The following is a 25,588-nucleotide window of genomic DNA, read 5'->3' as shown; positions in this document are numbered from 1 at the left end:
CCCCGCACCACCCTCGGAGAAGGCACCACCGCCACGCGCGAAGGCGATGGCGTGCTCGGCCGCCTCGCCGTCCGCCCGCAGCGGCGTGTACGGCGCGGCGCCCCCGAGCCGGCGCCGCAGCCGCAGCGCCTGGGTGGTGACCAGCAGCTTGGCCGCGTCCCACGCCGACTCCGGCGTCCGCGGGTACGTGACGGGCCGCCGGTTGTCCGGGTCGACCAGCGAGAAGTCGGTCGTCTCGTTCCCCTGGTAGACGTCGGGCACCCCGGGCATCATGAGCTGCACGAGCTTGGCCCCGAGCGAGTTGGACATGGCGTACGGGTCGATCCGCTCGGTGAACTCGCCGACGGGCAGCTTGACGGCCGCCTCGGCGAAATCGCGCAGCCTCTGCTCGTAGCCGGGGTCGGGGTTGACCCAGGAGATGGCGGTCTTGGCCTCGCGGGCCGCCTTGAGCAGGTAGCCGGCGAAGCGTTCGGCGGAGATCGGCCAGGCGGCCATGAGGTTCTGCCAGGCGAGGTAGTCGAGGTGCGGGTCGTGACTGACCGCCGCGGACCAGCCGGTGACCGCCTCGGCCCACTCCTCGGGCAGCTCCGCCAGCACCGAGAGCCGGGCGCGCACGTCCTCCGACCGCTTGGTGTCGTGCGTGGACAGCGTGGTCATCGAGTGGGGCGGCATCCCGGCGCAGAACTCGTGGAACTCCTCCACCGGCGTCCCGAACACGTCGGGCTCGCCGCCGACCTCGTTCAGGCAGGACAGCGGGAACCACCGGTAGAGGGCGGTGTCCTCGACGCCCTTGGCCATGACCGGGCCGCACGCCTGCTGGAACCGCGTGACGACCTCCGGCGAGCCGTACAGGACCTGCTCGGCGAGCCGCGGCGCGGCGGGTGAGCATCGGGCGGCGGCCCGCTCGACGATCTCGACCGACCCTGGCGGCGGCGGCTCGCCGGGCACCACGTACGCCCGGTAGACCGGCATGGCGGCGAGCAGTTCGGCCACCGTCTCCGGGTCGCACGACGCCGCCCGGGCCAGCCGCCCGACCTCGGCACCGAAGAACAGGTCGAGCACCTCCCGCTTGGCCCGCGCCACCACCGGGTGGTAGTCGCCGGGCTCGCCGGTCAGCCGGGTGAACAGCTCGACCAGCGGCTCCTTGCCCGCCGGGTCGACGAACAGGCCGTTGACGCGGTTGAGGACCTCGTATCCGGTGGTGCCGTCGCAGGCCCAGTCGCCGGGCAGGCGCTCGTCACCGATGAGGATCTTCTCCACCACCGTCCACGCGCCGCCCGTGCGGGCGCGCAGCCGTTCGAGGTAGTCGCGCGGGTTGGCGAGCCCGTCGGGGTGGTCTACGCGCAGCCCGTCGATCAGGCCCTCGTCCAGCAGCCAGAGGACGACCTCGTGTGTGGCGTCGAACACCGCCGGGTCCTCGACGCGCAGCCCGATCAGCGTGGAGACGTCGAAGAAGCGCCGGTAGCCGGGCCCTTCGCGCCAGTCGACGAGCCGGTAGTGGCCGGGGTGCGGGAACGTGTGCTCGTGGTAGCGCAGCACGTCGCCGTCCACGACGGGCTCGGCGTCGTCGCCGAGGACCGGCAGCGCCACCTTGCCGCCGTCCCACTCGATGTCGAACCAGCCCGCGTACGGCGAGCCGGGGCCGTCCTTCAGCACCGTCCAGAAGGCGGGGTTGGTGGTGTTCATGTGGTTGGGCACGATGTCGACCACCACGCCCAGATCGTGGGCGGTGAGGTGCTCGACCATGTCGCGGAACCCCTTGGCGCCGCCGAACTCGTCGCGGATGCGGGAGTGGTCGGTCACGTCGTAGCCGTGGCGCGATGCGGGGGTCGACTGCAGGATCGGCGACAGGTAGACGTGGCTGACCCCGAGGTCGCGCAGGTAGCCGGCGATCTCGGCCACCCGGGCGAAGCCGAAGTCGGGCGTGAGCTGGAGGCGGTAGGTCGAGAATGGCCTAGACACGGCGCAGCACCCGCACGCTACGTCCCGGCACGGCCACGGCCTCCCCGGCCCGGCAGAGGCGGATGTCCACGCTGATGGGCATCGCCGTGTCGATCTCGGTCTGCCACATGTCTCCGTAGTCCTTGGGGATCGTGAACTTGATCGTGTCATTGTGGGCGTTGAACAGCAGCAGGAACGAGTCGTCCCGGATGGGCCTGCCGCGCCGGTCCGGCTCGGTGATGGCGTCGCCGTTGAGGAAGACGGCCAGCGACTTGGCGTATCCGACGTTCCAGTCCGCGTCGATCATCTCCTCCCCCGAGGGGGTCAGCCAGGCGATGTCGCTCAGGCCGCGGACCGGCTTGCCGTAGAAGAACCTCCTGCGTCTGAAGACCGGATGTCTCTTGCGCAGCTCGGCCAGTCTCTGGGTGAACTCCAGCAGCAGCCAGTTCTCGCGCACGTCCGACCAGTCGACCCAGGTCAGCTCGTTGTCCTGGCAGTAGCCGTTGTTGTTGCCCTGCTGGGTGCGGCCGAGCTCGTCGCCGTGCGACAGCATCGGGACGCCCTGCGACAGGAAGAGCGTGGTGAGGAAGTTGCGCTTCTGCTGCTCGCGCAGCGACTCGATGGGCAGGTCGGCGGGGCCCTCCGCGCCGCAGTTCCAGGAGCGGTTGTCGTCGGTGCCGTCGCGGTTGCCCTCCTTGTTGGCCTCGTTGTGCTTGTGGTCGTAGGAGACGAGGTCCTGCAGCGTGAATCCGTCGTGGCAGGTGACGAAGTTGATGGAGGCGGCGGGGCGGCGGTTGTCGTCCTGGTAGAGGTCGCTGGAGCCGGTGAACCGGGAGCCGAACTCCGGCAGCGTGGCCGGCTGCCCCCGCCACAGGTCGCGGATGGTGTCGCGGTAGCGGCCGTTCCACTCGGTCCAGCGGGAGGGGAAGTTGCCCACCTGGTAGCCGCCGGGCCCCACGTCCCACGGCTCGGCGATGAGCTTGACCTGCGACAGCACGGGGTCCTGCTGCACCAGGTCGAAGAACGCGCTCAGCCGGTCGACCTCGTGCAGTTCGCGCGCCAGCGTCGAGGCCAGGTCGAAGCGGAAGCCGTCGACGTGCATCTCGATGACCCAGTAGCGGAGCGAGTCCATGATCAGCTGGAGTACGTGCGGCGAGCGCATGAGCAGGCTGTTGCCGGTGCCCGTGGTGTCCATGTAGTGGCGCGGGTCGCCGTCGACCAGCCGGTAGTAGTCGAGGTTGTCGATCCCCTTGAACCCGAGCGTGGGCCCGAGATGGTTGCCCTCGGCTGTGTGGTTGTAGACCACGTCCAGGATGACCTCGATGCCCGCCTCGTGCAGGGCGCGCACCATCGCCTTGAACTCCAGCACCTGGCCGCCGCGCTGCCCCTGGCTGGAGTAGCGGTTGTGCGGGGCGAAGAAGCCGATCGAGTTGTAGCCCCAGTAGTTGGTCAGCCCGCGCTGCTCCAGGATGTGGTCGGTGACGAACTGGTGCACGGGCATCAGTTCGAGGGCGGTGACGCCGAGCTTGGTCAGGTGGTCGAGGATCTCCGGGTGGCCGAGGGCGGCGAACGTGCCGCGCAGGTGGTCGGGGATCTTGGGGTGGCGGATCGTGAGCCCGCGCACGTGCGCCTCGTAGATGACCGTGTCGTGGTACGGCGTGGCGGGCGGCCGGTCGTGGCCCCAGCCGAAGAACGGGTTGACCACGATGGACCGCGGCATGTACGGGGCGGAGTCCAGGTCGTTGCGCGAGTCGGGCTGGCCGAAGCGGTAGCCGTAGACGGCCTCGTTCCAGGTGACGCCGCCCTCGATGGCCGTGGCGTACGGGTCGAGCAGCAGCTTGGCCGGGTTGCACCGCATGCCGCGGGCCGGCTCGTACGGGCCGTGCACGCGGTAGCCGTACCTCTGGCCGGGGCCGATGCCGGGCAGGTAGCCGTGCCAGATGAAGCCGTCGACCTCGGTGAGCGCCACCCTGGACTCTCTGTTGCCGTCGTCGAACAGGCAGAGCTCGACCTTGTCCGCGACCTCGGTGTAGAGGGAGAAGTTGGTGCCGGCGCCGTCGTAGGTCGCCCCGAGGGGATAGGGGTCTCCCGGCCACACTTCGATCATCGAGGCTCCCTTGCCGTTCTTCCCCATGTTCCGTTCCCCTGCTTCACTGGACAAGCCCGGCCCTCCCTGGACCGATCAGGTTCTTCCCCGATCGGGGCGGCTTAGCCCGGCGGTTTCGCATGTGGGAGGTGCCCCAGGTTTGACCCTCTTCCGCCCGGTCACTTACCGACGCCATGGGCGGTTTCAAGAAATTTCTGTTACGCGGCAACATCGTCGAGCTGGCCGTCGCGGTCATCGTCGGGGCCACGTTCAGCGGGCTGGTGCAGGCTCTGGTGGCCGACCTGATAACGCCGCTGATCGGGGCCATCACGGGCGGCAGGCAGCCGGACTTCGCCGACTACTCGTTCACGGTCAACGGCAGCCAGTTCAAGTACGGCGACTTCCTCAACCACCTGATCACCTTCCTGATCATCGCGGCGGTCGTCTACTGGCTGGTCGTCATGCCGATGACGCGGCTGATCAGCCTGTTCGACCGGGACGAGGCGGCCACGACCAAGCAGTGCCCGGAGTGTCTCAGCGACATTCCGGCGGAGGCGCGCCGGTGCGCCCACTGCACCGTGGAGCTGGTGCCCGACTCGGAGAAGCCCCTCGCTTAGGCGCCTGGATCGCCTGCCGTACCGGTGATGGGGGGTTTTGGCAGGTTGTGGGCTTCAAGGCGACCAATCGTTGGGCAGGATTGGCCGGGTGAGTGTTGAGTTGATGGTCTGGGACGAGCCCGCGCCGATCACGAGGGATGAGGCGCGGGCCACCTATCTGGCGGTCAGGAAGAGCGAGCCCGTCGGCGGCGCGGTGCCGGAGGTGGCCAAGGAGCTGCCGGGGCAGGTCACCGTGTTCCCCGGGCACGTGCTGGTGACGATGGACCTGGAGTCCATGGACGAGATGTCCGCCCAGGTGTTCGCGGTGGCCCGGGCGCGCGGGCTCGTCTGCTACGACCCGCAGCGCGATCTGGTGCACAACGTGGGACCGCTCGGCGTCCACCAGGGCATGCAGCTCCACACCGGCGACGGGATGATCGTGTACGACCCGGACCTGGGGCTCGTGCACGACGTGCTGGGCACCCTCTCCGCGCAGAACCCGTTCGCCGCGCTGGTCAACTTCGGGAGCCACTTCCTCCAGGTCTCCCCCGTCGGGGAGCCGGGCTACGAGGTGGAGTACAAGGAGGGCACCATGGTGAGCGCCCTGGTGCCCGACCTGGACGACGTGCGGCGCGCCTTCCACGAGTACGCCACCGGCGACCGGTCGTTCCTGTCGCGGCACGAGTGGTCATGACCGCCCGCGCCGGTCAGCGGGAGCGTCGCCGCCCGATCGCGCGCTCGTACAGCTCCAGGTAGCGATCGGCCATGACGGACGGCGAGAAGCGGCGGCGCGCCTCCCGGCGGCACTCCTCGGGGTCGATCTCGTCCACCCGCAGCAGCCACTCCGCCAGCTCCTCCTCGGTGTCGGCGAGGAAGCCGGTGCGGCCGTGGTCGACGAGCTCCGGCAGGCAGCCCCGGCGCAGCCCCACCGGCGGCACCCCGAGGGCCAGCGCCTCCACGACCGCGGTGCCGCCGGGCTCGTCCCACTGGATCGGGAACAGCGCGGCCCGGGAGGAGGCGTAGAGCTCGTCGCGCTCCTGCCCGCCCACCCCGCCGACCCATCTGACCAGGTCGCCGTCGAGGTAGGGCGAGACCACGTCCAGGTGGTAGCGGACGTCGGGATGGGTGTGCAGCGCGTGGTAGGGATCCTGGGCCACGACGTCCAGCTCCGCGAGCGTGTTGAGGCCGCTCACGGGGCCGGCGAGGACGAGCGGCAGGCCCAGCTTCTGGCAGATCCGCGCGGCGACGTGCTGGCCCTTGAGGCGGCAGACGCGGCCCATCACCAGGAGGTGCTCGCCCCGTTCGGGCCGCAGGTCGCGCTCGGCCAGCGGGGTCGCCAGGTGAATGGCGCCCAGGGACGCCTTCCGCAGCGCCTCGGGCGCGCGCCCGAGCTGCGACTCCGATACCCCGTTGACCGAGATCGCGCCGGGGAAGTCCCCGTAGAAGGCGGGGTGCTTGCGCAGGTCCCAGTGGAGGGTGTGCAGGACGGGCGGGCCGTCCAGCGCCGCCAGCACGGCCGGGCCGACGACCTCCAGGTGGTCGTGCACCAGGTCCACGTCGTCGCGGCCGCTCAGCTCGCGGGCGACCCGCGTCTGGTGCGCGAGCGCGATGCCCATCACCTGGTTGTACGGCTTCTGCAGGTCGGCGAACTGGCCGGTGTCGAAGACGCTGATCAGCTCGTCCACCTCCAGGGTGCTGTCCCCGACCGAGGCCAGGACCACCCGCACCCCCCGCTCCCGCAGCGCGGGCACCAGCGTGGCCACCACGTTCTCGATCCCGCCGTAGCCGGGTGGCGGGACCTGCAGCCAGGGACCTGCGTTCACCAGCACTTTCATGCGACGTCCTCCTCCAGCAGGAGAGAGGCGAGCGGCGGTCGCTCGGCCACGACCACGTCCACCAGGTCGGCCCGCCCGTCCAGCCCGAACTGCAGCAGCGTGCGGGCCGGCGGCTCCGAGGACAGCACGCGGCCCTGCCGCTCCAGCCGCGACCAGGCGGTGAGCAGGATCTGCCCCGACATGCGGCCGAGCGCGACCGTCGACTGGTGGGAGTGGGTACGGGTGCCCAGGTCCACCTGGGCCATGGCGTCCAGTCCGATGAGCTCCAGGAGGTCCACCAGCATCCCGAACTCGACGCCGTACTCGGTGACGAACGGCACCTGTGAGAGGACCTCGCGGCGCCCGGCGTACTCGCCGCCGAGCGGCTGCTCGAACCCGGCCAGCTCGGGCCAGAACAGGTTGATGAGGGGCCTGGCCACCAGCTCGGTCACCCGCCCGCCGCCGCCCCGCCGCGCCACTCCGTCCGCTTCTACGAAGGGCCGTTCGTAGGTGCCCTTCACGAAGTGGATGTCACGGTCGGCGAGCAGCGGCCCGAGGAGGCCGGTCACGAAGTGCGCGCCGAAGTCGCGCAGGTCGGAGTCGACGAACACGACGATGTCCCCGCTGGAGGCGGCCAGCCCCTTCCACAGGGCCTCACCCTTGCCGGTCAGGGGCGGCAGGTGCGGGAGCACGGCGTTCTGCGCCACCACACGGGCGCCCGCGGCGGCGGCCTTGGCCGCGGTCGAGTCGGTGGAGTTGGAGTCGACGACGATGATCTCGTCCACGAGCGGCGTGCGCTCGACGAGTTCACGGCGGATCACGGTCACGATGTCTCCGACTGTCAGCTCCTCGTCGCGAGCCGGCAGCACGACGCTCACCGTGGTCGTCCCCTTGGCCAGGAGCAGGGCGTCGGGAGGCCACTCGGTGGCTGTGCTCGAGTGGGGGCCGTACCATTCCCTCGCCCTGGCCAAGGCCCGCAGATCTGTCTCCATGCATTCCCCGATCCCACGACGTCACGGTCGGCGACATATTCCCTGACGAGGCGAGTTCGAACATCCTTGTTTGAGAGACCACTCTCGTGGGATATGCCGGACTGTGTCCCCAATCATCCGTGTCGGCATCATCGGTGCCGGTAATGTCGCCGCTCGCCATGCAGACGTATTGTCCGGTTTTCCCGACGTGACGATCGCTGGGATCGCCGACACAGATCTTCGTAGGGCCGAGGCCCTCGCCTCACGGCACGGCACCCCCGCGTATGGCGGCCATGCCGATCTTCTGGATGTCGGCGGTCTGGACGCTGTCTACGTATGTGTGCCACCATTCGCGCACGGTAAACCGGAACTTGACGTACTATCCTGCAATCTCCCGATATTTGTCGAAAAGCCACTGTCGCTTACCCTCGAAGCCGCAAAAAACATCGCGTCCGAAATCGAACGGCGTGGATTGCTCTCCGCCGTCGGCCACCACTGGCGCTACCTGGACATCGTGGAGCGGGCCAGGGAACTGCTGGCCGGCCGCCCGGTACGGCTCGCGCTCGGCCACTGGCTCGACAAGGTGCCGCCGGTCGGGTGGTGGCTGGATCCCGCCCTGTCCGGCGGCCAGGTCGTCGAGCAGGCGGTCCACGTCCTGGACCTGGCGCGGCTGTTGGTGGGCGAGGTGGAGATGGTGCACGCCGTGCCCGCCTCGCCTGATGGGACGGCAGTGGAAGGAGCCGTGGACGGCGAGGTCGACCGGGCCCTGGCCGCGGTGCTCCGCTTCGAGGGGGGCGCGGCCGGGATGCTCGCCACCACGTGCCTGCTCCGCCACAAGCACCGGGTGGGGCTGGAGGTGCACGCCGACGGCATCGCGCTCGATCTGACCGAGACCCGGCTGACCGTGGACGGAGAGACGATCGTCCAGGACGACGGCCAGGCGAAGGTCCGGGTGGACCGCGCGTTCATCGACGCCGTGCGGGGTAGGGACGGCGACGTGCGCGTGCCGTACGGCGAGGCGTTGCGGACGCACCGGCTGGCGCTGGCGGTGGCGCGGTCGGCGATCGAGCGGAGGCCCATAGTGCTGGACGGCGAGACGCCAGACGAACGGGGAGGTCGATGATCGAGGTCCTCAGCATCGAGGCGCCCGGCGAGGTGGCCCTCGTGGAGGAGCCGCTGCCGGAGGTGCCCAAGGGCGGCTTCCAGGTGGCGACCACGCACAGCGGGATCTCCGCCGGCACCGAGCTGACCTACGTCAAGGGCGACAACCCCTACCTGAACGCCTCCTGGGACCAGTCGCTCGGCCTGTTCGTGCCGGGCAGGCCGTCGGTGGCCTACCCCGTGCGCGGCATCGGCTACATGCAGGTGGGCATGGTGGTCGAGACCCGCACGAAGGCCGTGCGCGAGGGCGCGCTGGTGGCGATGACGTACGGGCACCGCACCGGCTACGTCGCCGACCCGATGTCGGATCGCTTCGTGGAGCTGCCCGACGACCTCGACCCGGTGCTGGGCGTCTACGTGGCGCACATGGGGCCGATCTGCGCCAACGGGCTGCTGCACGCCGCCGCCGACCTGCACGGGCCGGCGGTCCGCGACCTTGGCGACGGCGTTCGGGGGCGGCGCGTCGTGGTGGTGGGCGCCGGCGTGGTCGGGCTGCTGGTGGCCTCGTTCGCCCTCCAGTACGGCGCGGCGGAGGTCGTCGTGGTGGACGAGACCCCGTCGAGGCTGCGCGTCGCCGAGGCCCTCGGCGCCGGGACGCTGGAGTTCGAGGACGATCCGGCGGTCACGCTGAAGCGGCGCTGGCGGCACGCGCCGAACGACCGGGGGGCGGACGTGGTGTTCCAGTGCCGGGGGCAGACGCGGGCCCTGGCGCTGGCCCTGCGAGTGCTCCGGCCACAGGGCACCGTGGTGGACCTCGCCTTCTACACCAAGGGCGCCGACGAGGTCCGGCTGGGCGAGGAGTTCCACCACAACGGGCTGACGCTGCGCTGCGCGCAGATCGGCAGGGTGCCGCGCGGCCTGGCCCACGCCTGGGACCGCGAGCGGCTCTCGCACGAGACCGTCTCGCTGCTCAGGCGGCGCGGCACGCTGCTACGTGAGCACGTGGTCACCGACGTCGTCGGCTTCTCCGAGGCCCCCGAGCTCTTCGCCGACCTCGCCGCCCGCAGGCGGCACGCCGTCCAGGCCGTGCTCTGCGACCACGTCGAGGATCAGGGCGGCTGACCAGCTGAAGTCGCGGCAGCCGTGCCCCTCCAGCGTGAACGGGTCGAAGTACTCGCGGAAGCCCGACTCGGCGACCGCCCTGATCATGCCCTCGGCGAGCGGCCCGGCCAGGTCGGGACGGCGGCGGCGCAGCCCCTGCCAGATCAGCCAGCTCAGGTTGATCCAGGCCGGGCCGCGCCAGTAGCGGGCCGGGTCGAACTCGGGCGCGGCCGGCGCGAAGCTGGGCACCACGCCGTCCTTGAGCCCGAACCGGTCGAGCGCGGTGCCGATCAGCTCGTTGACGATGTCGCGCGGCAGGCCGGGCAGCATGAGCGGCACCAGGCCGGCGGCGCTGTTGGAGCGGACGAGGCAGCCGGTCAGCACGTCGCGGGCGTGGAAGAGGCCGTCCTCGTAGAGGTGCTCGACCATCGCGGTGGTGATCGCGGCGGCCTCGCGCAGGTGCGGCTCCGGGTCCAGCCCGCAGACCTTCGCGATCTTGGCCAGGACGGTCTCGGCGACGCCGTACGCGGCGTTGAACAGGGGGTCCTCGACGCAGAACGCGCCGGCGCGGCGGTAGCCGGTGTCGCGGTAGGCGCGGGCGAGCGCGGCGTAGCGCGCGTAGTCGCGGTCGGTGGGCCGCTCGTCGGCGCTGACGTGGGTGAGGTCCCTCCGCCTGACCTCGGGCGGCCCGACTTCGACGGCACCCAGCGGCGCGTCCCAGGCCGGGCTGTTGTCCATGCCCGACTCCCAGGGGTGCACGATCGAGATCAGGCCCTCGGCCGAGCGCCGGGCGCCGCGCAGGAACTCCTGCTGCGCGACCAGGCGGGGATAGATCCTGCGCAGGAACGCCGGGTCCGGCTCGGCCAGGTGGACCCGCCAGGCGGCCAGGGCGTGCACCGGCGGCTGCACGATGCCCGAGGTGGCCGAGCCGGAGGGGGCCCGCACCTCCCAGAACTCCGGGCCGGGGAAGTAGGCGCGGTCGGGCACCTGCGGGTTGAACACGATGTGCGGCACGCGGCCGTCGCGCCACTGGGCCCCGAACAGCGTCAGCAGCTCGGCCCTGGCCCGGCGCGGCGACCACTGGGCGTTGCCGATCGCGACGAAGGCGGAGTCCCAGCTCCACTGATGCGGGTAGAGCCTGCGGGAGGGCACGGTGTAGCTGCCGTCCCAGTTCGCGACCAGGACGCGCACGGCATCGCGGAGGATCATAGGAATTTCCTGATGAAGGCAGCGGTCTGGGGCAGGACGATCTCGGGCTCGCCGCGCAGGCGGCATTCGAGCGCGAGGTAGCCGTCGTACCCGGCGGCGTCGAGCGCGGCCAGCTGGGCGCCCCAGTCGAGGTGGCCGGTGCCGGGCTGGTTGCGGTTGGACTCGCTGATCTGCATGTGCGCGAGGTACGGCGCCGCGTCGAGCAGCGAGCGGCAGGGATCGTCCTCCTCGATGTTCATGTGGTAGGTGTCGCCCGCCACCCTGATCGAGTCCATGGCGCAGTAGGACACGGCCTCGGCCAGGGTGTTGACCATGTGGTTCTCGTACCGGTTGAGCGGCTCCAGCATGATCAGCACGCCGTTGCGCTGGGCGTGCTCGCCGAGCACGCCGAGGGCCTCGGTCAGCACCTCGCGGTCCTCATCGGGGCTGCGCGGCGGCTCGAACGGCGGCAGCCTGCGGGAGAACTGACCCCAGGAGGCGGGGGTCATCACGCCGATCCCGCCGAGCTCGGCGATGACGCTGAGCTGGGACCTGAGCTGCTGGACGGCGTCCATGCGCCTGGCCGCGTCGAAGTCGCCGATGAAGTGGGGCATGTCCACGCACACGGTCGGCATGACCACGCCGTCGGCCAGCGCCCGCTTGAGCTCCGTCAGGCGGCCGGCGAAGTGGAAGTCGCCCTTGCCGCGCAGTTCGATGGCGTCGAACCCGGCCTCGACCGCGAAGGCGAACTTCTCCTGCAGCGTGCGACCGGGCAGAAGCTGCTCCTGGACGGAAAGCTTCACGTGTCACTCCTCGAATCGGAAGACCAGCTGGAGTACATCTGACGGGTGCTTGTCGAGCAGCTCGTAGGCCGCGGCGGCCTCGGGGGCGGGGACGACGTGGGTGACGAGGTCGTGGACGGCGACCTCGCCGCGGTGCACCAGCTCCATGAAGGTGCGCTGCATGCGCTCGACGTCCCAGCGGTGGGAGAGCCAGGACGCGACGCCGCCGATCTGGGAGGAGACGAGCTGCACCTGGTTGTGGTGGAACTCCTCGCCGAGGCGCAGCCCGATGCCGTCGCCCTGGTAGAAGCCGGCGGCGACGACCCGGCCGCCCTTGCGCACCGTCCTGATCGCCTCGTGCAGGCCCTGGTGGCTGCCGCTCAGCTCGATGGCGGCGTCGGCGCCCTCGACCCGCTTGCGCATGAACTCCGCCACCGAGCCCGACCGCACGTCGACCGTCTCGGCCGCGCCGTAGCCGCGGGCCAGCTCCAGGCGGGCCGGGATGGCGTCGGCGGCTACCACCCTGGCGCCGCTGAGCACCGCCAGGCGGGTGGCCAGCAGGCCGATGACGCCCTGCCCGAAGATCGCGATCTGGTCGCCGAGGTGCAGGTCGGCGGCGTGGACGGCGTTGAGCGCGATCGCGCCGACGCGGGCGAAGACCGCGTCCAGCGGGTCGGCGCCGGGCGGCAGCACGTGGCCAGTGAGCTTGGCGGCCGGCACGACCGCCTCGGCGCGGTGGCCCCAGACACCCCAGACGAGGCTGCCGACGGGCGGGTCCGCGACGTCGGGGGCCGCCTCCACCACCTCGCCGACCTCCTGGTAGCCCCAGCCGGCGAGCGGGTAGGCATGAGTCTGCCCCTCTACGAAGAGCCGGCGCTCGGTGTCCCACTTGCGGCTGAGGTAGGGGTTGGTGCCGCGGTAGGCGGTGAGCTCGGTGCCCGCGGAGACGCCTGAGTAGAGCGTGCGGACCCGCACACTGCCCGGCTCCAGGGAGACGGGCGGCTCCAGACCCACGCGGACCAGGCCTGGCTCTTCGAAGGTGATGACGTGCATACCCCACACTTACGCTTTTTGATCAAACTAAAGACAAGAATTTAGTACCTGTTTGCAAACCATAGTTGCTCTAAGAACACTCATAAGTCTACGACTTCGTCGGAGGTACCAATGAAACTCGGGCTTTTGACCGCTTGTCTCCCCGGAGAAGACCTCGCCGACATCGCCCGATGGGCCGCCGACCAGGGCTTCGAGGCTCTGGAGGTGGCCGGATGGCCCTCCCCCGACGACCGAAATCACATCAGAGTAGATTCTTTTGACCAAGCCGAAAGTGATCGGGTCGGGCGAATCTTCGCAGAGACCGGACTCACCCTTTCCTCGATCGCCTACTACGAGAACAATCTGCACCCTCGCGCAGGGGAGCAGGTGAACGCCCACCTGCGCAAATGCGTCGACGCCGCCGCCGCGCTGGGGTGCCCGACGGTCGGCACGTTCGTCGGCCGCGATCCCGGGCTCCCGGTCCGCGACAACCTCCAGCACGCCGCCAAGGTGTTCCGCCCCCTGGTCGGGTACGCCAGGGATCACGGCGTGGACGTCGTCATCGAGAACTGCGTCATGAAGAGCTGGCACCCCGACGGCTATCCGGGCAACCTGGCCTACTCCCCCGAGCTGTGGGAGTGGATGTTCACGCTCGGGCTGAGGCTCAACTACGACCCCTCGCACCTGGTGGCGCTGGGGATCGACCCGGTGGCGGCGGCGGCGCCGTACGTGTCGCAGATCTCACATGTGCAGGCGAAGGACACCGAGGTCCTTCCCGGCACCATCAACCGCTTCGGCTTCTACGGTCCGATCACCGGCGAGAAGGGCTGGTACCGGTTCCGCGTGCCGGGGCTGGGCCAGATCGAGTGGTCGATGGTGATCGAGGCGCTGCGCAGGGGTGGCTACGACGGCGTCGTCTCGGTCGAGCACGAGGACCCCGTGTGGAGCGGGAGCACGGAGAGGGTACAGACCGGTCTCGGTATCGCTTACCGCACGTTGCGACACCTTGTCAGGGGGTAAGTGCGGCATATCCCCTCCTGGAGGAGCGTGCCATGCCGAAGAAGGTAGCAGCCGTCCTCTCCGCCGCACTGCTGGCCGCGGCCACCCTGGCCGCCTGCGGCGACGGTGGCAGGACGGCCGCCGACGAGATCACCGTCTGGACCGAGGAGAACCTCGAGGACCGGATGGCCGTGCAGAAACAGATCGCCGCGGAGTTCACGCGGAAGACCGGGATCAAGGTCAACCTGGTCGGGGTGGCCGAGGACCAGTTCAGCCAGATCATCACCTCGGCCGCCGCGGCCGGCAGGCTGCCCGACGTGATCGGCGCCCTGCCGCTGGCGGCGGTCCGCGAGCTGGAGGCCAACGACCTGCTCGACACCGAGACGCCCGCCAAGATCGTCGAACAGCTGGGCGGCCCCGGCACGTTCTCCAAGCGTGCGCTGGCCCTCAACACCTCCGAAGGCAAGCTGCTGGCCGTGCCCAGCGACGCGTGGGCGCAACTGGTCCTCTACCGCAAGGACCTGTTCGCGAAGGCCGGGCTGAAGCCGCCGGACACGTACGAGGCCATGGAGGCGGCGGCCAGGAAGCTCAACGCCGGCGGGACGGCGGGCATCACCCTCGCCATCGCGGCCAAGGACACGTTCACGGCGCAGAGCTTCGAGCACGTGGCGCTGGCAAACGGGTGCGCGCTCGTCGACGGCTCCGGGAACGTCACCATCGACTCGCCGCTGTGCGTCAAGGCCTTCCAGCTCTACACCGACCTCGCGCGGAACTATTCGGTCAAGGGCAAGCAGGACGTCGACTCCACCCGCGCCACCTACTTCGCCGGTAAGGCGGCGATGACCATCTGGTCGTCGTTCATCCTCGACGAGATGGCCGGGCTGCGCAAGGACGCGCTGCCCAGCTGCCAGGAGTGCCGCCAGGACCCCGAGTGGCTGGCCAGGAACACCGGGGTGGTCACGGCGCTGAAGGGGCCCGACTGGACCGCGCCCGCGCAGTACGGGGAGATCGTCTCGTGGGTGGTGACCCGCGACGCGGCCAAGGACGCCGCCGCCAGGTTCGTGTCGTACCTCATGAACGAGGGCTACGAGCGGTGGATCGGGATGGCGCCCGAGGGCAAGTTCCCGACGCGCAAGGGCTTCGAGGACAAGTGGAACGAGCTGCCCGCCGGGGTCGACACCAAGAAGCCGCTCTCCGACGTCTACCCGGCCGACGTGCTCGCCGCGCTGCGCGCCAGCCCCGACACCTTCGCCCGGTGGGGCATCGAGCAGGGCCAGGGCAAGCTGGTGGGGGCCACCATGGGCGAGCTGCCGGTGCCGAAGGCGCTGAGCCAGGCCGTGGAGGGCACGCTCACGCCGCAGCAGGCGGCCGAGCAGGCCAAGGCCGATGTGGAGACGATCAAGCGCGGGATCCGGCAGTGAGAGGGCCGGGCCGCGGCGCCTCCCACGGGGGTGCCCGGTGACCCGGAGCCGGACGCTGCGCGAGCAGGAGGGCAGGGCCGGGCTGACGCTGATCGCGCCCACCCTGGTCATCACTCTGGTCGTGGTCGTGCTGCCGCTGCTCTGGGCGATCATGCTGGCGTTCCAGGACGTACGGCTGATCAACATCCGCAGCGCGGGCCTCTTCGGGCGCTTCACGCTGGAGAACTTCGCCTACGTGATGTCCGAGCCGGGCTTCTGGACGGCGCTGGTCAACACGCTCGTCTACACGGTGGCGGGCACCGCGCTGTCCATCGCGATCGGGCTGGTGGCCGCGCTGGCGCTGCGCGCGAGGTTCAGAGGGCGGACGCTGGTCAGGGCCTCGATCCTGGTGCCGTACGTCGCGCCGGTGGTGGCCGTGGCGTTCCTGTGGGAGACGATGCTCAACCCCCAGTACGGCATCGTCAACACCTGGCTCGACCAGCCGATCGCCTTCCTCACCCAGGCCAAGGGGACGTTACTCGGCATCGAGGTGCCGGTGGCGCTGCTGACCGTGATCGCGTTCGAGGCGTGGCGCTACTTCCCGTTCGCCTTCCTGTTCATCCTGGCGCGGCTCCAGGCGCTGCCGGCGGACCTGGAGGAGGCGGCCGTGGTGGACGGGGCGACGCCGACGCAGCGCTTCCGTTACGTGATCCTGCCGCAGCTGTGGCGGATCATCGCGCTGCTGGCGGTGCTGCGCTTCGTGTTCACCTTCACCAAGTTCGACGACGTCTACCTGCTCACCGGCGGCGGGGCGGGCACCGAGGTGGTGAGCGTGCGGGTCTACAACTTCCTGACCGCGCGCGACGACATCGGCGCCTCGGCCGCGCAGGCCCTCGTCCTCGCGCTGGTGCTGGTGGTCTTCCTGGTCGTCTACCTCAGGTTCTTCGGGGGAGGCGAGCGTGCCGAACAGGGATAGGGTCGAGCGCGGGCTGCTGCGGGTGCTCAAGCCGCTGGTGATCGCCTTGTTCGTGCTGTTCACCGCGGCGCCGTTCGTCTACATGGTGATGCTGTCGGTCCGCGACATCCAGGAGCTCATCCTCGACCCCGGCTCCATCTGGCCCGACAGGCTCACGCTCGACACCTACGTGAACGTGCTCACCAGGCAGGGGTTCCTCACCTTCATGCGCAACAGCGCCATCGTGGCGGTGGCGTCGGTGGCGGCCACGCTGCTGATCTCGATCCCGGGCGCGTACGCGGTGGCCCGGCTGGGCTTCTTCGGACGGCGGCAGGTGCACTTCCTGTTCCTCGCCGTCTACCTGTTCCCGGCGATCGTGCTGGCCATCCCGCTGTTCGTGCTCTTCACCATGCTGGGCCTGCGGGGATCCCTGGGCGGCCTGATCCTGGTCTACATCGCGCAGACCGTGCCGGTCACGGTGTACATGCTCCGCAACTACTTCGAGACCGTGCCGCGGAGCGTGGAGGAGGCGGCGGCGATCGACGGCTGCTCCCGCCTGTCGACCATCTGGCGGGTCGTGCTGCCGCTGTCGAAGCCCGCGCTCATGGCCACCGGCCTCTACGCGTTCATGATCGCTTGGAACGAGTTCCTGTTCGCCCTGCTCTTCCTCGTCGAGAGACGGGAGAGCTGGACGGTCTCGCTGGGACTGTCACAGCTGGCGGGCAGTATCGAGATCCCGACCACTGTTCTCATGGCAGGATCGGTGATTCTGACACTACCCATCGTGTTCCTCTTCTTCGCCGGCGAGCGGCTGCTGACGGAGGGGCTCACGGCGGGAGCGGAGAAAGGCTAGACGATGCTGACGGCAGGGCACATCCTCCAACTCATCCGCGATGGCTCCTGCCGCACCCGCAAGGAACTCATCGACCACACCGGCCTGTCCCGCTCGACGATCACCGATCGGGTGGACAGGCTGATCGAGGCGGGATACATCCACGAGTCCGGCGTCGCGAGCTCCGGGGGCGGGCGACCGCCCTCGGTGCTCGACATCGACGCCGCCAACCGCCTGGTGCTGGTGGCCGACCTGGGCGCCGGCCACGCACACGTGGCGCTGACCGACCTCGCCGCCCGGCCGCTGGCCGAGGAGCGCGTCGAGATGCGCATCGAGCTCGGCCCCGAGGCCGTCCTGTCGTGGGTGCGGCAGGCGTTCCAGCGGCTCCTCGACCGGACCGGCCGGCCGCGCAGCCAGGTGTGCGGCGTCGGCGTCGACCTGCCCGGCTCGGTGGACCACACCTCCGGCAAGGTGATCAGGTCGTTCCTGATGCCCGGCTGGGACGACCACCTCATCGGCGAGGCCCTGCGGTCCGACTACGACGTGCCGATCCTCGTGGAGAACGACGCCAACGCGATGGCGCTCGGCGAGTGGTGGTCGTCCTGGCGCCGGACCCGCGCCCTGATCCTCGTCAAGGTGTCCACGGGCATCGGGACCGGCGTCATCCTGGACGGCGGGATCTACCGGGGCGCCGAGGAGGCCGCCGGCAACATCGGGCACGTCCGGCTGCGCGAGAGTGACGACCGGGTCTGCACGTGCGGCTCGCGCGGCTGCGTCGCCTCCCTGGCCAGCGGGCACGCGCTAGCCACCGACCTGGGGCAGCGGAGCAGCCGCGACGTGGTGCGCCTCGTGCACGCCGGCGACCCCACGGCCATCGCCCGCACCCAGGAGGCGGGACGTACGCTCGGGATCCTGCTTGCGACCGCGGTCAGCCTGCTCAACCCCGGCGTCCTGGTGCTGGCCGGGGACATGGCGGAGACCGGGGAGCACTACCTGACGGGCATCCGGGAGAGCGTCTACAGCCGCAGCCTGCCGTACACCACCCGCAATCTGGAGATCGCCACCAGCTCGCTGGGCAGCCGCGCGGGGATCGTGGGGACCGCCGTGATCGTCATGGAGCACGTCCTCAGCCCCGAGGCCGTCGATGCCGCGCTCGCCGCCGGTCCCCAGTCAAGGAGAGGCCCGTCGGGCGCGGGCGCGCGGCTCACCGCCCGGCCCACGACGGACGCGACCGCCTGACCGGAGAGCTCAGCCGGCGAGGGCGCTCTCCAGGCGGGCGCGCGCCTCGACGAGCGAGGGCCCGTACCAGGTCAGGTCGCGCCCGCTGACCAGGACGGAGCGCAGGCCGGGGAAGCACTCGGGGCCGTCCGTCGCGGTGAAGGCGTAGGGCTCGTCCGGCAGCACCACCAGGTCGGGCGAGCGCTCGACCAGCTCGGCCGGCGGCACCTTCGGGTAGCGGTCGGGGTGGCCGGCGTACAGGTTGTCCACGCCGAGCCGCCGCAGCACGTCGCCGGTGAACGTGTCGCGCCCCACCACCATCCAGGGCCGCCGCCAGATCGGGATGACCGCCGAGCGGCGCGGTCCCCCGGCCGGCACACGCCACACCTCCTCGGCCCGGTCGAGCCAGGCGGGCCGCGCGGTCCGGCAGGCGTGCCTGAACATCCGGTCGAGGGAGGCGAACGCCTCGTCCAGCGTCTCGATCCGCGTGACCCAGACGGCCAGGCCCGCGTCGCGCAGGGCGGCGAGGTCCGGCTCGCGGTTCTCCTCGGCGTTGGCCAGCACCACGTCCGGGGCGAGCCGCCCGATCGCGTCGAGGTCGGGGTTCTTGGTGCCCCGCACCCGGGCGACGTCCAGACCGGCGGGGTGCGAGCACCAGTCTGTCGCCCCCACCAGGGCCCCGGGCAGCGTCAGTGCCACCGACTCCGTCAGCGACGGTACGAGCGACACGATCCGCGTCACGGTCTCGGGCACGCGCACCGGGACCCCCGCGTCATCCTTCACACCAGACACACTATGATCCACCTGCACCCCCGTGGCGTCCGGGCCCCTTCCGGACGACGGCCGAAACGAACGAAGTTCCGGCCGAATCCATAGGGACTCCACAAATGGGCTGACGAATCCGTAGACTCTCAGCAAAAGATCGTCACTGTCTGATCGGGGGATCGCTGATTGGAGCGAGAACCACTGGGTTTCGATCCGAACACGCCGAACATCGCCCGGCTCTACGACTACTTCCTCGGGGGCAAGGACCATCTGGCCGTGGACCGGGAGGCGGCCGAGGAGCTGCTGCGGGTCGCTCCTGAGGTGCGCGCGGCCGCGCGGGCCAACAGGGCGTTCCTGCGGCGCGCCGTGCGACGGCTGGCCGCCGCAGGGCTGCGCCAGTTCCTCGACGTCGGCACCGGGCTGCCCGCCTACGGCAGCGTGCACGAGGTGGCCCGGGAGGTCGCGCCGGAGGCGCGCGTGGCCTACGTCGACCGGGACCCCGTCGTGCTCACCCACGTCCGGGCGCTGCCGGTCGACCCGGACACCACGGCCGTGGTCGAGGGCGACCTGCGCCATCCCGAGACCATCCTGAAGCACCCCGACGTGCTGCGCGTCATCGACTTCAGCGAGCCCGTCGGCGTCCTACTCGTCGGGGTCATGCACCACATCGCCGACGGCGACGACCCCGGGGGCATCGTCGCCACGTTCCGCGACGCGATGGCCCCCGGCAGCCACCTGGCCATCTCGCACGGCTCCAGCGACGCCCGCAGCGCCGTCGTGGACAAGGCGGTCGAGGTCTACGGCCGGACGGGAGTTCCCCTGTCCATGCGCGGCCGGGAGCGGGTCGCCGAGCTGTTCACGGGGTTCGAGCTGGTCGAGCCGGGCCTGGTGTGGCTGTCGCAGTGGCATCCCGAGGAGGCCGACGCGATCGACTTCGCCGACGACCCGGCATCGTCGCTGGCGGTGTGCGGCGTCGGCAGGAGGACCTGACAGGCGACGCCGCCCGTACGGCACGAGCCGGAGCCGAACGGTCAGACGTTCCGCCTGTACTGGCCGCCCGCCTCGAACAGCGCGTCGGTGATCTGGCCGAGCGAGCAGACCCTGGCCGTCTCCATCAGCACCTCGAAGGCGTTGCCGTCGGCCATGGCGACCTCCCGCAGCCGGGCCAGCGCGGCCGGCGCCTCGCCCTGGTTGCGCTCGTGGAAGCCGTGCAGGCGGTCGAGCTGCGACCTCTTCTCCTCCTCGGTGCCCCTGGCGAGCTCCAGCTGCTGCGGCTGCGGCTCGTCGCCGCGCGGGTTGCGGAAGGTGTTGACGCCGATGATCGGCAGCGAGCCGTCGTGCTTGCGCGTCTCGTACAGCATCGACTCGTCCTGGATCCGGCCGCGCTGATAGCCCGTCTCCATCGCGCCCAGCACGCCGCCCCGGTCCGACAGCCGCTCGAACTCCCGCAGCACCGCCTCCTCCACCAGGTCCGTCAGCTCGTCGATGATGTAAGAGCCCTGCAGCGGGTTCTCGTTGCGCGCCAGGCCCCACTCGCGGTTGATGATCAGCTGGATGGCCATGGCCCGGCGCACCGAGTCGGCCGACGGGGTCGTCACGGCCTCGTCGAAGGCGTTGGTGTGCAGGCTGTTGCAGTTGTCGTAGATCGCGATCAGGGCCTGCAGGGTGGTGCGGATGTCGTTGAAGTCCATCTCCTGGGCGTGCAGGGAGCGGCCCGAGGTCTGGATGTGGTACTTGAGCTTCTGCGACCGCTCGGCGGCGCCGTACCTCTCGCGCATCGCGACCGCCCAGATGCGGCGGGCGACGCGCCCGAGCACGCTGTACTCGGGGTCCATGCCGTTGGAGAAGAAGAACGACAGGTTGGGCGCGAAGTCGTCGATCCTCATCCCGCGGGCCAGGTACGCCTCGACGTAGGTGAAGCCGTTGGCGAGCGTGAAGGCGAGCTGGCTGATGGGGTTCGCGCCGGCCTCGGCGATGTGGTAGCCGGAGATCGAGACCGAGTAGAAGTTGCGGACCCCGTTGGCGATGAACCACTCCTGGATGTCGGCCATCATCCTGAGCGAGAACTCGGTGGAGAAGATGCAGGTGTTCTGGCCCTGGTCCTCCTTGAGGATGTCGGCCTGGACCGTGCCCCTCACCGTGGCGAGGGTCCGCGCCCGGAGCTGCCGGGCCTCCTCCTCGCTCGGCTCCCGCCCGTGCTCGGCCCGGAACCTGCCGGTCACCTGGTCGACGGCGGCGTTGAGGTAGAAGGCGAGAATCGTCGGGGCGGGGCCGTTGATCGTCATCGACACCGACGTGTTGGGCGCGATCAGGTCGAACCCGTCGTAGAGCGCCTTCATGTCGTCGAGCGTCGCGATGGAGACGCCGGACGTGCCGACCTTCCCGTAGATGTCCGGCCGCGGGTCGGGGTCGTGGCCGTACAGGGTGACCGAGTCGAACGCCGTGGACAGGCGGGTCGCGGGCTGCCCTTCGGAGAGCAGCTTGAAGCGCCGGTTGGTGCGGAACGGGTCGCCCTCGCCGGCGAACATCCGGGTCGGGTCCTCGTCGTCCCGCTTGAAGGGGAACACGCCCGCGGTGAACGGGAACACGCCGGGCAGGTTCTCGCTCCGGAGGAACCTGAGGAGCTCGCCGTGGTCGGTGTGACGGGGCAGGGCCACCCGGGGGATGCGGTTGCCGGACAGCGTCTCGCGCCAGAGCGGCGTGTGGATCTCCCGGTCGCGTACGCGCACGACCAACTCGTCGGCGGTGTACTGCTCGCGCATGGCGGGCCAGGCATCGAGCAGCGCCCGGCTCTCCTCGCTCAGCCCCCGCTCGGCCCGGTCCGCCAGCGCCGCCAGCCGGTCGTCGTCGCTGCCGCCCGTGCCGCCCTCCTCCAGCATCGACCGCACGGCGGCGAGCTGCTGGCGGCGGCGGGCCGCCTCCGCCTGGGCGAGCGTCTCGGCGTGGTAGTCGCGGACCGTCTCGGCGATCTCGGCGAGGTAGCGGACGCGGGCGGGCGGGACGACCGCGGCCGACGCCTGGGAGGTGCGGCCCTGGACCGGCTCAAGGAGCCCGGGCCCGGCCTGCATGCCCTTGTCCAGCAGGAGATCCTTGAGGTGGTGGTAGAGGGCGGTCACCCCGGCGTCGTTGTAGCGGGCGGCGATCGTGCCGAACACCGGCATCTCCTCCGGCGGCACGCCGAACGCCTCGCGGTTGCGCAGCAACTGGCGGCGCACGTCGCGCAGGGCGTCCTCGGCCCCACGCCGCTCGTACTTGTTGATCACCACGGCCTCGGCGAAGTCGAGCATGTCGATCTTCTCCAGCTGGGAGGCCGCGCCGAACTCGGGGGTCATGACGTAGACGGGCACGTCCACGTGCGGCACGATGCCGGCGTCGCCCTGGCCGATGCCCGGGGTCTCCACGACGACCAGGTCGTAGCCGGCGGAGCGGCAGGCGGTGACCACGTCGTCGAGGCAGGCGGGCACCTCGCTGGCGGCGCCCCTGGTGGCCAGCGAGCGGAAGTAGGTCTGGGGGCCCAGGCTGTTCATGCGGATCCGGTCGCCCAGCAGGGCGCCGCCGCCGCGGCGGCGGGTGGGGTCGATGGCGATGACCGCGATGCGCAGCTTGTCGTCGTTGTCCACCCGGAGCCGGCGCACCAGCTCGTCGGTGAGCGACGACTTGCCGGACCCGCCGGTGCCCGTGATGCCGAGCACGGGCGCCCGACGCGGCGCCCGGCCGCCGGCCGCGCGCAGGGCCTCCAGGAGGTCGTCGGGGGCGCGCCCGGACTCGATCAGGGTGATCGCCCTGGCCAGGGCGGCCTGGTCGCCGGAGACGACGGCCTCGGCCGCGGGAGCGCCCGGCAGCTCGACGTCGCACTCCTCGATCAGCTTGTTGATCATGCCGGGCAGGCCGAGGCGCTGGCCGTCCTCGGGCGAGAAGATGCGGGTGACGCCGCGGGAGTGGAGGAGGTCGATCTCCTCCCGCACGATGACGCCGCCGCCTCCGCCGTACACCTTGATGTGCTCGGCGCCGCGCTCGCGCAGCAGGTCGACGAGGTACGTGAAGAACTCCACGTGCCCGCCCTGGTAGGAGCTGATCGCGACTCCCTGGACGTCCTCCTGGATGGCGGCGGTGACGATCTCGTCCACGGACCTGTTGTGGCCGAGGTGGATGACCTCGGCGCCCTGAGACTGGAGGATGCGCCGCATGATGTTGATCGCCGCGTCATGACCGTCGAACAGGGCCGCGGCCGTCACGAATCGGACTGGGTGAACCGGAACGTGCACGGCAGAACACTCCTTTGTGAGGGGTCTCTCCACCAAGATACTAGGACGTCCTACTATTTCCCACCGGCCGCGCCCTCGTTCAGGGCTTCGGCTCGTACGGCCTGCGGCGGGTGGCGGTGGGGTGGCGACCGTGGCTCGCTTCCAGGTGGCTCGCTTCCGGGTGGCTCGCTTCCAAGTGACCCGCTTCCAGGGAGACGCGGGCCCTGGGGACCCGGCCACCGGACGGGGCCGCGGCGGGCGGGCACTTCAGGTCCACGGCTCGCGACGGGGCCAGCGTCCGGGACGGAGCGGGGCGGCGGGGTGCGGGGGGTGGTGCGTTCCAAGGTCGCGCGAAGCGGCGGTGGTTGCCGCGGCGGCGGCTCGTGAAGCGCAGGGAGAGCACGACGGTCATCAGCACCATCGCGGCGAGCAGCGCCTGCGGCGTGCCTAAGACGTCGAACGGCGACTCCGGCGCCGCCTGCCTGGGCGCGGACGCGAACGGAAGCTCGGTGCTGCGGATCTCGGTCAGCGTGGCGTTGGTCTTGACCGCGCGGGGCAGGCCGTACCCGACGACCTTGTCCGTCTCGCGGACCTTGCGCTTGAGCCAGACTCGGTCGACGTTGGCCTCGATCGTGTGGATCTTCTTGCCGGAGACGCGCTCGACGATGCCGACGTGGTCGACGCCCTTGTAGCTCTTGCCGCCCTTCCAGTCGAAGAAGACGAGCGCCCCGGGCTCCGGTTCGGCGCTCCACGCGCCCTGCTTGATGAACCACACGGCGTGGGACGGCGTCCAGGCGAACTGCCCGACGTAGTCGGCGACCCCGGCCCTGTCGGCCGCCCAGGCGATGAACATGTCGCACCACGGGGCGTTGCGGTACTGGGAGTCCTGGACGCGGTCGGCGTACCAGTGGCCGAACTTGGTGTGCTGTCCGCCCTTCTCCCGGTAGCCGAGCTCCTGACGGACCTCTCTCAGCAGCGCTTCCGCGATCTGGTCCAGTGCCACTCCTCCCAGAAAATCGGGCAGATCACGATGGACTGTAATGGCGACATCGTGATCGCGCGCCGCACACCGGAAAAGTGGCTAGCCATGAGGCGAAATGGCACTCGAGTGACAGAAGCGACCGCCGGGCTCGGGCTAGGCTCCGGCGCCGACCCGGTAGACCTGCTCGTCACCGGTGCCCGGCGCGACCACGTCGGCCACGATCACGGTCACGTTGTCGGGCGAGCCGCCCTCGTTCGCGAGGTCGATGAGCCTCTGGACGGCCAGGGCCGGGTCTGCCACCGTGGTCAGCACCTCGTGCAGGGTCTCGGGCCCGAGCACCGTCGTGAGCCCGTCGGAGCAGAGGAGGTAGCGGTCATCAGGCTCGGCTTCGCGCAGCGCCATGTCCGGCTCCGCCCTGCCTTCGCTGCCCAGCACGCGCAGGACCATGGAACGCCGGGGATGCACCGCGGCCTGATCCTCCGTTATCCGTCCTTCGTCCACCATCGACTGCACAAGTGTGTGATCCTTGGTCATCTGGTAAAGAGCACCGTCGCGAAGCAGGTATCCGCGGGAGTCACCGAGATGAGCCAGGGCGAACTGGTAGCCGTCCCACAGCACGGCGGTCACCGTGGTGCCCATACCCCTGCGCGCGGGGTCGATCTCGGCCAGCTCGACGAGCCTGCGCGCCGCTTCGTGCACGGCGCCCTCCAGCGCGGCCTCCAAGTCGGCGCCCGTCTCGGGAAGCGTGGCATCCAGCTCGCGCATGACGGCGATCGCCGCCGAGCTCGCCAGCTCGCCGGCCGCGTGTCCACCCATCCCGTCAGCCACCACGAGCAACCGGCCGCTCGCGTAGCCGGAGTCCTCGTTCTGCTCCCGGCGGCGGCCCACATCTGATCCGGCGGCATAGCGGATGTTGTGCTTCATACCTGCAGTAAATCATTGGTTGAAAGACTTCACAAGCAGATGCGCTGAAGACTCTTGTGAACTACTGTGGGCGACATGAGCCACGACCCCACCGTGAACGCCGGGGACATCGCCCGGCTCGCCGGGGTCGGGCGGGCCGCGGTGAGCAACTGGCGCCGCCGCCATGACGACTTCCCCCGTCCCGTCGGAGGAACCGCGAATCAGCCGTTGTTCTCGCTGCCCGAGGTCGAGTCGTGGCTGCGCCGCTACGGGAAGTCCTACCAGGTCTCGCTGGGAGATCGGGTGTGGCAACGCCTGAGGGCGGCCGGAGATCTGCGCCTGGGCGAGCTGGTGGCGCGGGCGGGCGCGCTGCTGACGACCGGTCGCGGCGCGCTCGACCCCGAGCTGGCGGAGCTGGTCTCCGAGCTGGCCGGGCGGCACGACCCGCTCACCGCGTACGAGTTCCTGTGCGAGCGCTACCTGGAGTCCCACTCCCGGCAGCTCTCGGTGACCCGTGAGGAGACCGCCGAGCTGATGGTCGCCCTGGTGGGCGCAGAGGGCGGCACCGTCCTCGACCCCGCCTGCGGCGTCGGCACGCTGCTGCTCGCGCCCCGGGCCGGCCGGGTGCTCGGGCAGGACCTCAGCGGCACCTCGGCCCGCATCGCGGCGGCCCGGCTG

At 70.5% G+C, this 25,588-nt stretch carries 20 protein-coding genes and 2 pseudogenes; 11 read left to right on the top strand and 11 right to left on the bottom strand.

Annotated elements, in window-relative coordinates; translation table 11 throughout:
• Positions 1–1,962 (bottom strand): malto-oligosyltrehalose synthase (treY, locus tag DQW85_RS12195; protein ID WP_113700438.1); only part of this gene is annotated, 1,962 nt, incomplete at its 3' end.
• The gene (gene glgX / locus DQW85_RS12190) at positions 1,955–4,048 is read right to left on the bottom strand and encodes a glycogen debranching protein GlgX (protein ID WP_113700442.1); all 2,094 of its coding nucleotides are present in this window, start codon (positions 4,046–4,048) and stop codon (positions 1,955–1,957) included. The genes treY and glgX, both read right to left, overlap by 8 nt.
• Positions 4,049–4,221: 173 nt before the next feature.
• On the opposite strand from glgX, the gene mscL reads away from it, so the two are divergent.
• Entirely contained in the window at positions 4,222–4,644 is a 423-nt protein-coding gene (gene mscL, locus DQW85_RS12185; protein ID WP_113700437.1) for a large conductance mechanosensitive channel protein MscL, read from the top strand.
• Between the two features lie 88 nt (positions 4,645–4,732).
• Positions 4,733–5,317 carry a hypothetical protein gene (locus DQW85_RS12180; protein WP_240197112.1) on the top strand — a complete coding sequence of 195 codons (585 nt, stop codon included), beginning with the start codon at positions 4,733–4,735 and terminating at the stop codon, positions 5,315–5,317.
• 13 nt (positions 5,318–5,330) lie between these two features.
• Here the strand turns inward: DQW85_RS12180 and DQW85_RS12175 are convergent, their stop codons facing one another.
• Both DQW85_RS12175 and DQW85_RS12170 read right to left on the bottom strand, forming a co-directional pair.
• The gene (locus DQW85_RS12175) at positions 5,331–6,458 is read right to left on the bottom strand and encodes a glycosyltransferase (RefSeq protein ID WP_113700435.1); all 1,128 of its coding nucleotides are present in this window, start codon (positions 6,456–6,458) and stop codon (positions 5,331–5,333) included.
• The gene (locus tag DQW85_RS12170; protein WP_113700434.1) at positions 6,455–7,429 is read right to left on the bottom strand and encodes a glucosyl-3-phosphoglycerate synthase; all 975 of its coding nucleotides are present in this window, start codon (positions 7,427–7,429) and stop codon (positions 6,455–6,457) included. The genes DQW85_RS12175 and DQW85_RS12170 overlap by 4 nt, the downstream gene beginning before the upstream one ends.
• A gap of 103 nt (positions 7,430–7,532) precedes the next feature.
• On the opposite strand from DQW85_RS12170, the gene DQW85_RS12165 reads away from it, so the two are divergent.
• Together DQW85_RS12165 and DQW85_RS12160 are read left to right on the top strand one after the other, a co-directional pair.
• Positions 7,533–8,531, top strand: a complete 999-nt coding sequence (locus DQW85_RS12165; protein WP_205315061.1) for a Gfo/Idh/MocA family protein — start codon at positions 7,533–7,535, stop codon at positions 8,529–8,531.
• The gene (locus DQW85_RS12160; RefSeq protein WP_113700433.1) at positions 8,528–9,631 is read left to right on the top strand and encodes a zinc-dependent alcohol dehydrogenase; all 1,104 of its coding nucleotides are present in this window, start codon (positions 8,528–8,530) and stop codon (positions 9,629–9,631) included. Before DQW85_RS12165 ends, DQW85_RS12160 begins: the two co-directional genes overlap by 4 nt.
• A 9-nt stretch (positions 9,632–9,640) precedes the next feature.
• Here DQW85_RS12160 and DQW85_RS48175 read toward each other — a convergent pair.
• The 3 genes and pseudogenes from DQW85_RS48175 to DQW85_RS12145 form a co-directional block, all read right to left on the bottom strand.
• Positions 9,641–10,819, bottom strand: a pseudogene (locus tag DQW85_RS48175) (MGH1-like glycoside hydrolase domain-containing protein); the annotation flags it as partial.
• Positions 10,816–11,601 (bottom strand): sugar phosphate isomerase/epimerase family protein, encoded by a 786-nt coding sequence (locus DQW85_RS12150; RefSeq protein WP_113700432.1) that lies wholly within the window; start codon positions 11,599–11,601, stop codon positions 10,816–10,818. The gene DQW85_RS12150 and the pseudogene DQW85_RS48175, both read right to left, overlap by 4 nt.
• Positions 11,602–11,604: 3 nt before the next feature.
• Positions 11,605–12,633: a zinc-dependent alcohol dehydrogenase gene (locus DQW85_RS12145; protein WP_113700431.1), complete on the bottom strand. Its 1,029-nt coding sequence runs from the start codon at positions 12,631–12,633 to the stop codon at positions 11,605–11,607.
• 111 nt (positions 12,634–12,744) lie between these two features.
• On the opposite strand from DQW85_RS12145, the gene DQW85_RS12140 reads away from it, so the two are divergent.
• Genes DQW85_RS12140 through DQW85_RS12120 form a run of 5 tightly spaced genes read left to right on the top strand, consistent with a single transcriptional unit; the run spans position 12,745 to position 18,037 of the window.
• The gene (locus DQW85_RS12140; protein ID WP_113700430.1) at positions 12,745–13,632 is read left to right on the top strand and encodes a sugar phosphate isomerase/epimerase family protein; all 888 of its coding nucleotides are present in this window, start codon (positions 12,745–12,747) and stop codon (positions 13,630–13,632) included.
• Between the two features lie 32 nt (positions 13,633–13,664).
• Positions 13,665–15,032, top strand: coding sequence for an ABC transporter substrate-binding protein (locus DQW85_RS12135; RefSeq protein ID WP_113700429.1), 1,368 nt, complete (start codon positions 13,665–13,667; stop codon positions 15,030–15,032).
• Positions 15,033–15,069: 37 nt separating this feature from the next.
• A complete protein-coding gene (locus DQW85_RS12130; protein ID WP_240197110.1) occupies positions 15,070–15,987 on the top strand; it encodes a carbohydrate ABC transporter permease in 918 nt (305 codons plus the stop codon).
• Positions 15,971–16,819 carry a carbohydrate ABC transporter permease gene (locus DQW85_RS12125; protein WP_162794921.1) on the top strand — a complete coding sequence of 283 codons (849 nt, stop codon included), beginning with the start codon at positions 15,971–15,973 and terminating at the stop codon, positions 16,817–16,819. The genes DQW85_RS12130 and DQW85_RS12125 overlap by 17 nt, the downstream gene beginning before the upstream one ends.
• 3 nt (positions 16,820–16,822) lie before the next feature.
• The gene (locus tag DQW85_RS12120) at positions 16,823–18,037 is read left to right on the top strand and encodes an ROK family transcriptional regulator (protein ID WP_113700427.1); all 1,215 of its coding nucleotides are present in this window, start codon (positions 16,823–16,825) and stop codon (positions 18,035–18,037) included.
• A 9-nt stretch (positions 18,038–18,046) separates the two neighbouring features.
• On the opposite strand, the gene DQW85_RS12115 is transcribed toward DQW85_RS12120, so the two are convergent.
• Positions 18,047–18,799, bottom strand: a complete 753-nt coding sequence (locus tag DQW85_RS12115; protein ID WP_113700426.1) for a helical backbone metal receptor — start codon at positions 18,797–18,799, stop codon at positions 18,047–18,049.
• A 168-nt stretch (positions 18,800–18,967) separates the two neighbouring features.
• On the opposite strand from DQW85_RS12115, the gene DQW85_RS12110 reads away from it, so the two are divergent.
• Complete coding sequence (locus tag DQW85_RS12110; RefSeq protein ID WP_113700425.1) at positions 18,968–19,771, top strand: SAM-dependent methyltransferase; 804 nt, start codon at positions 18,968–18,970, stop codon at positions 19,769–19,771.
• 41 nt (positions 19,772–19,812) lie between these two features.
• On the opposite strand, the gene icmF is transcribed toward DQW85_RS12110, so the two are convergent.
• The 3 genes from icmF to DQW85_RS12095 form a co-directional block, all read right to left on the bottom strand.
• Positions 19,813–23,046, bottom strand: coding sequence for a fused isobutyryl-CoA mutase/GTPase IcmF (icmF, locus tag DQW85_RS12105; protein ID WP_113700424.1), 3,234 nt, complete (start codon positions 23,044–23,046; stop codon positions 19,813–19,815).
• 79 nt (positions 23,047–23,125) lie between these two features.
• Entirely contained in the window at positions 23,126–24,028 is a 903-nt protein-coding gene (locus tag DQW85_RS12100; protein WP_240197109.1) for a CHAP domain-containing protein, read from the bottom strand.
• Between the two features lie 132 nt (positions 24,029–24,160).
• Positions 24,161–24,931 carry a PP2C family protein-serine/threonine phosphatase gene (locus DQW85_RS12095; protein ID WP_113700423.1) on the bottom strand — a complete coding sequence of 257 codons (771 nt, stop codon included), beginning with the start codon at positions 24,929–24,931 and terminating at the stop codon, positions 24,161–24,163.
• 75 nt (positions 24,932–25,006) lie between these two features.
• Between DQW85_RS12095 and DQW85_RS12090 the strand changes: the two are divergent.
• Positions 25,007–25,588: pseudogene (locus DQW85_RS12090) on the top strand (N-6 DNA methylase); the annotation flags it as partial.

It is taken from the genome of Nonomuraea lactucae, from assembly GCF_003313395.1.
Taxonomy (GTDB): Bacteria; Actinomycetota; Actinomycetes; order Streptosporangiales; family Streptosporangiaceae; genus Nonomuraea; species Nonomuraea lactucae.
The sequence above is the reverse complement of the archived record's forward strand: the minus strand, read 5'-3'. Positions and strand labels throughout refer to the sequence as shown.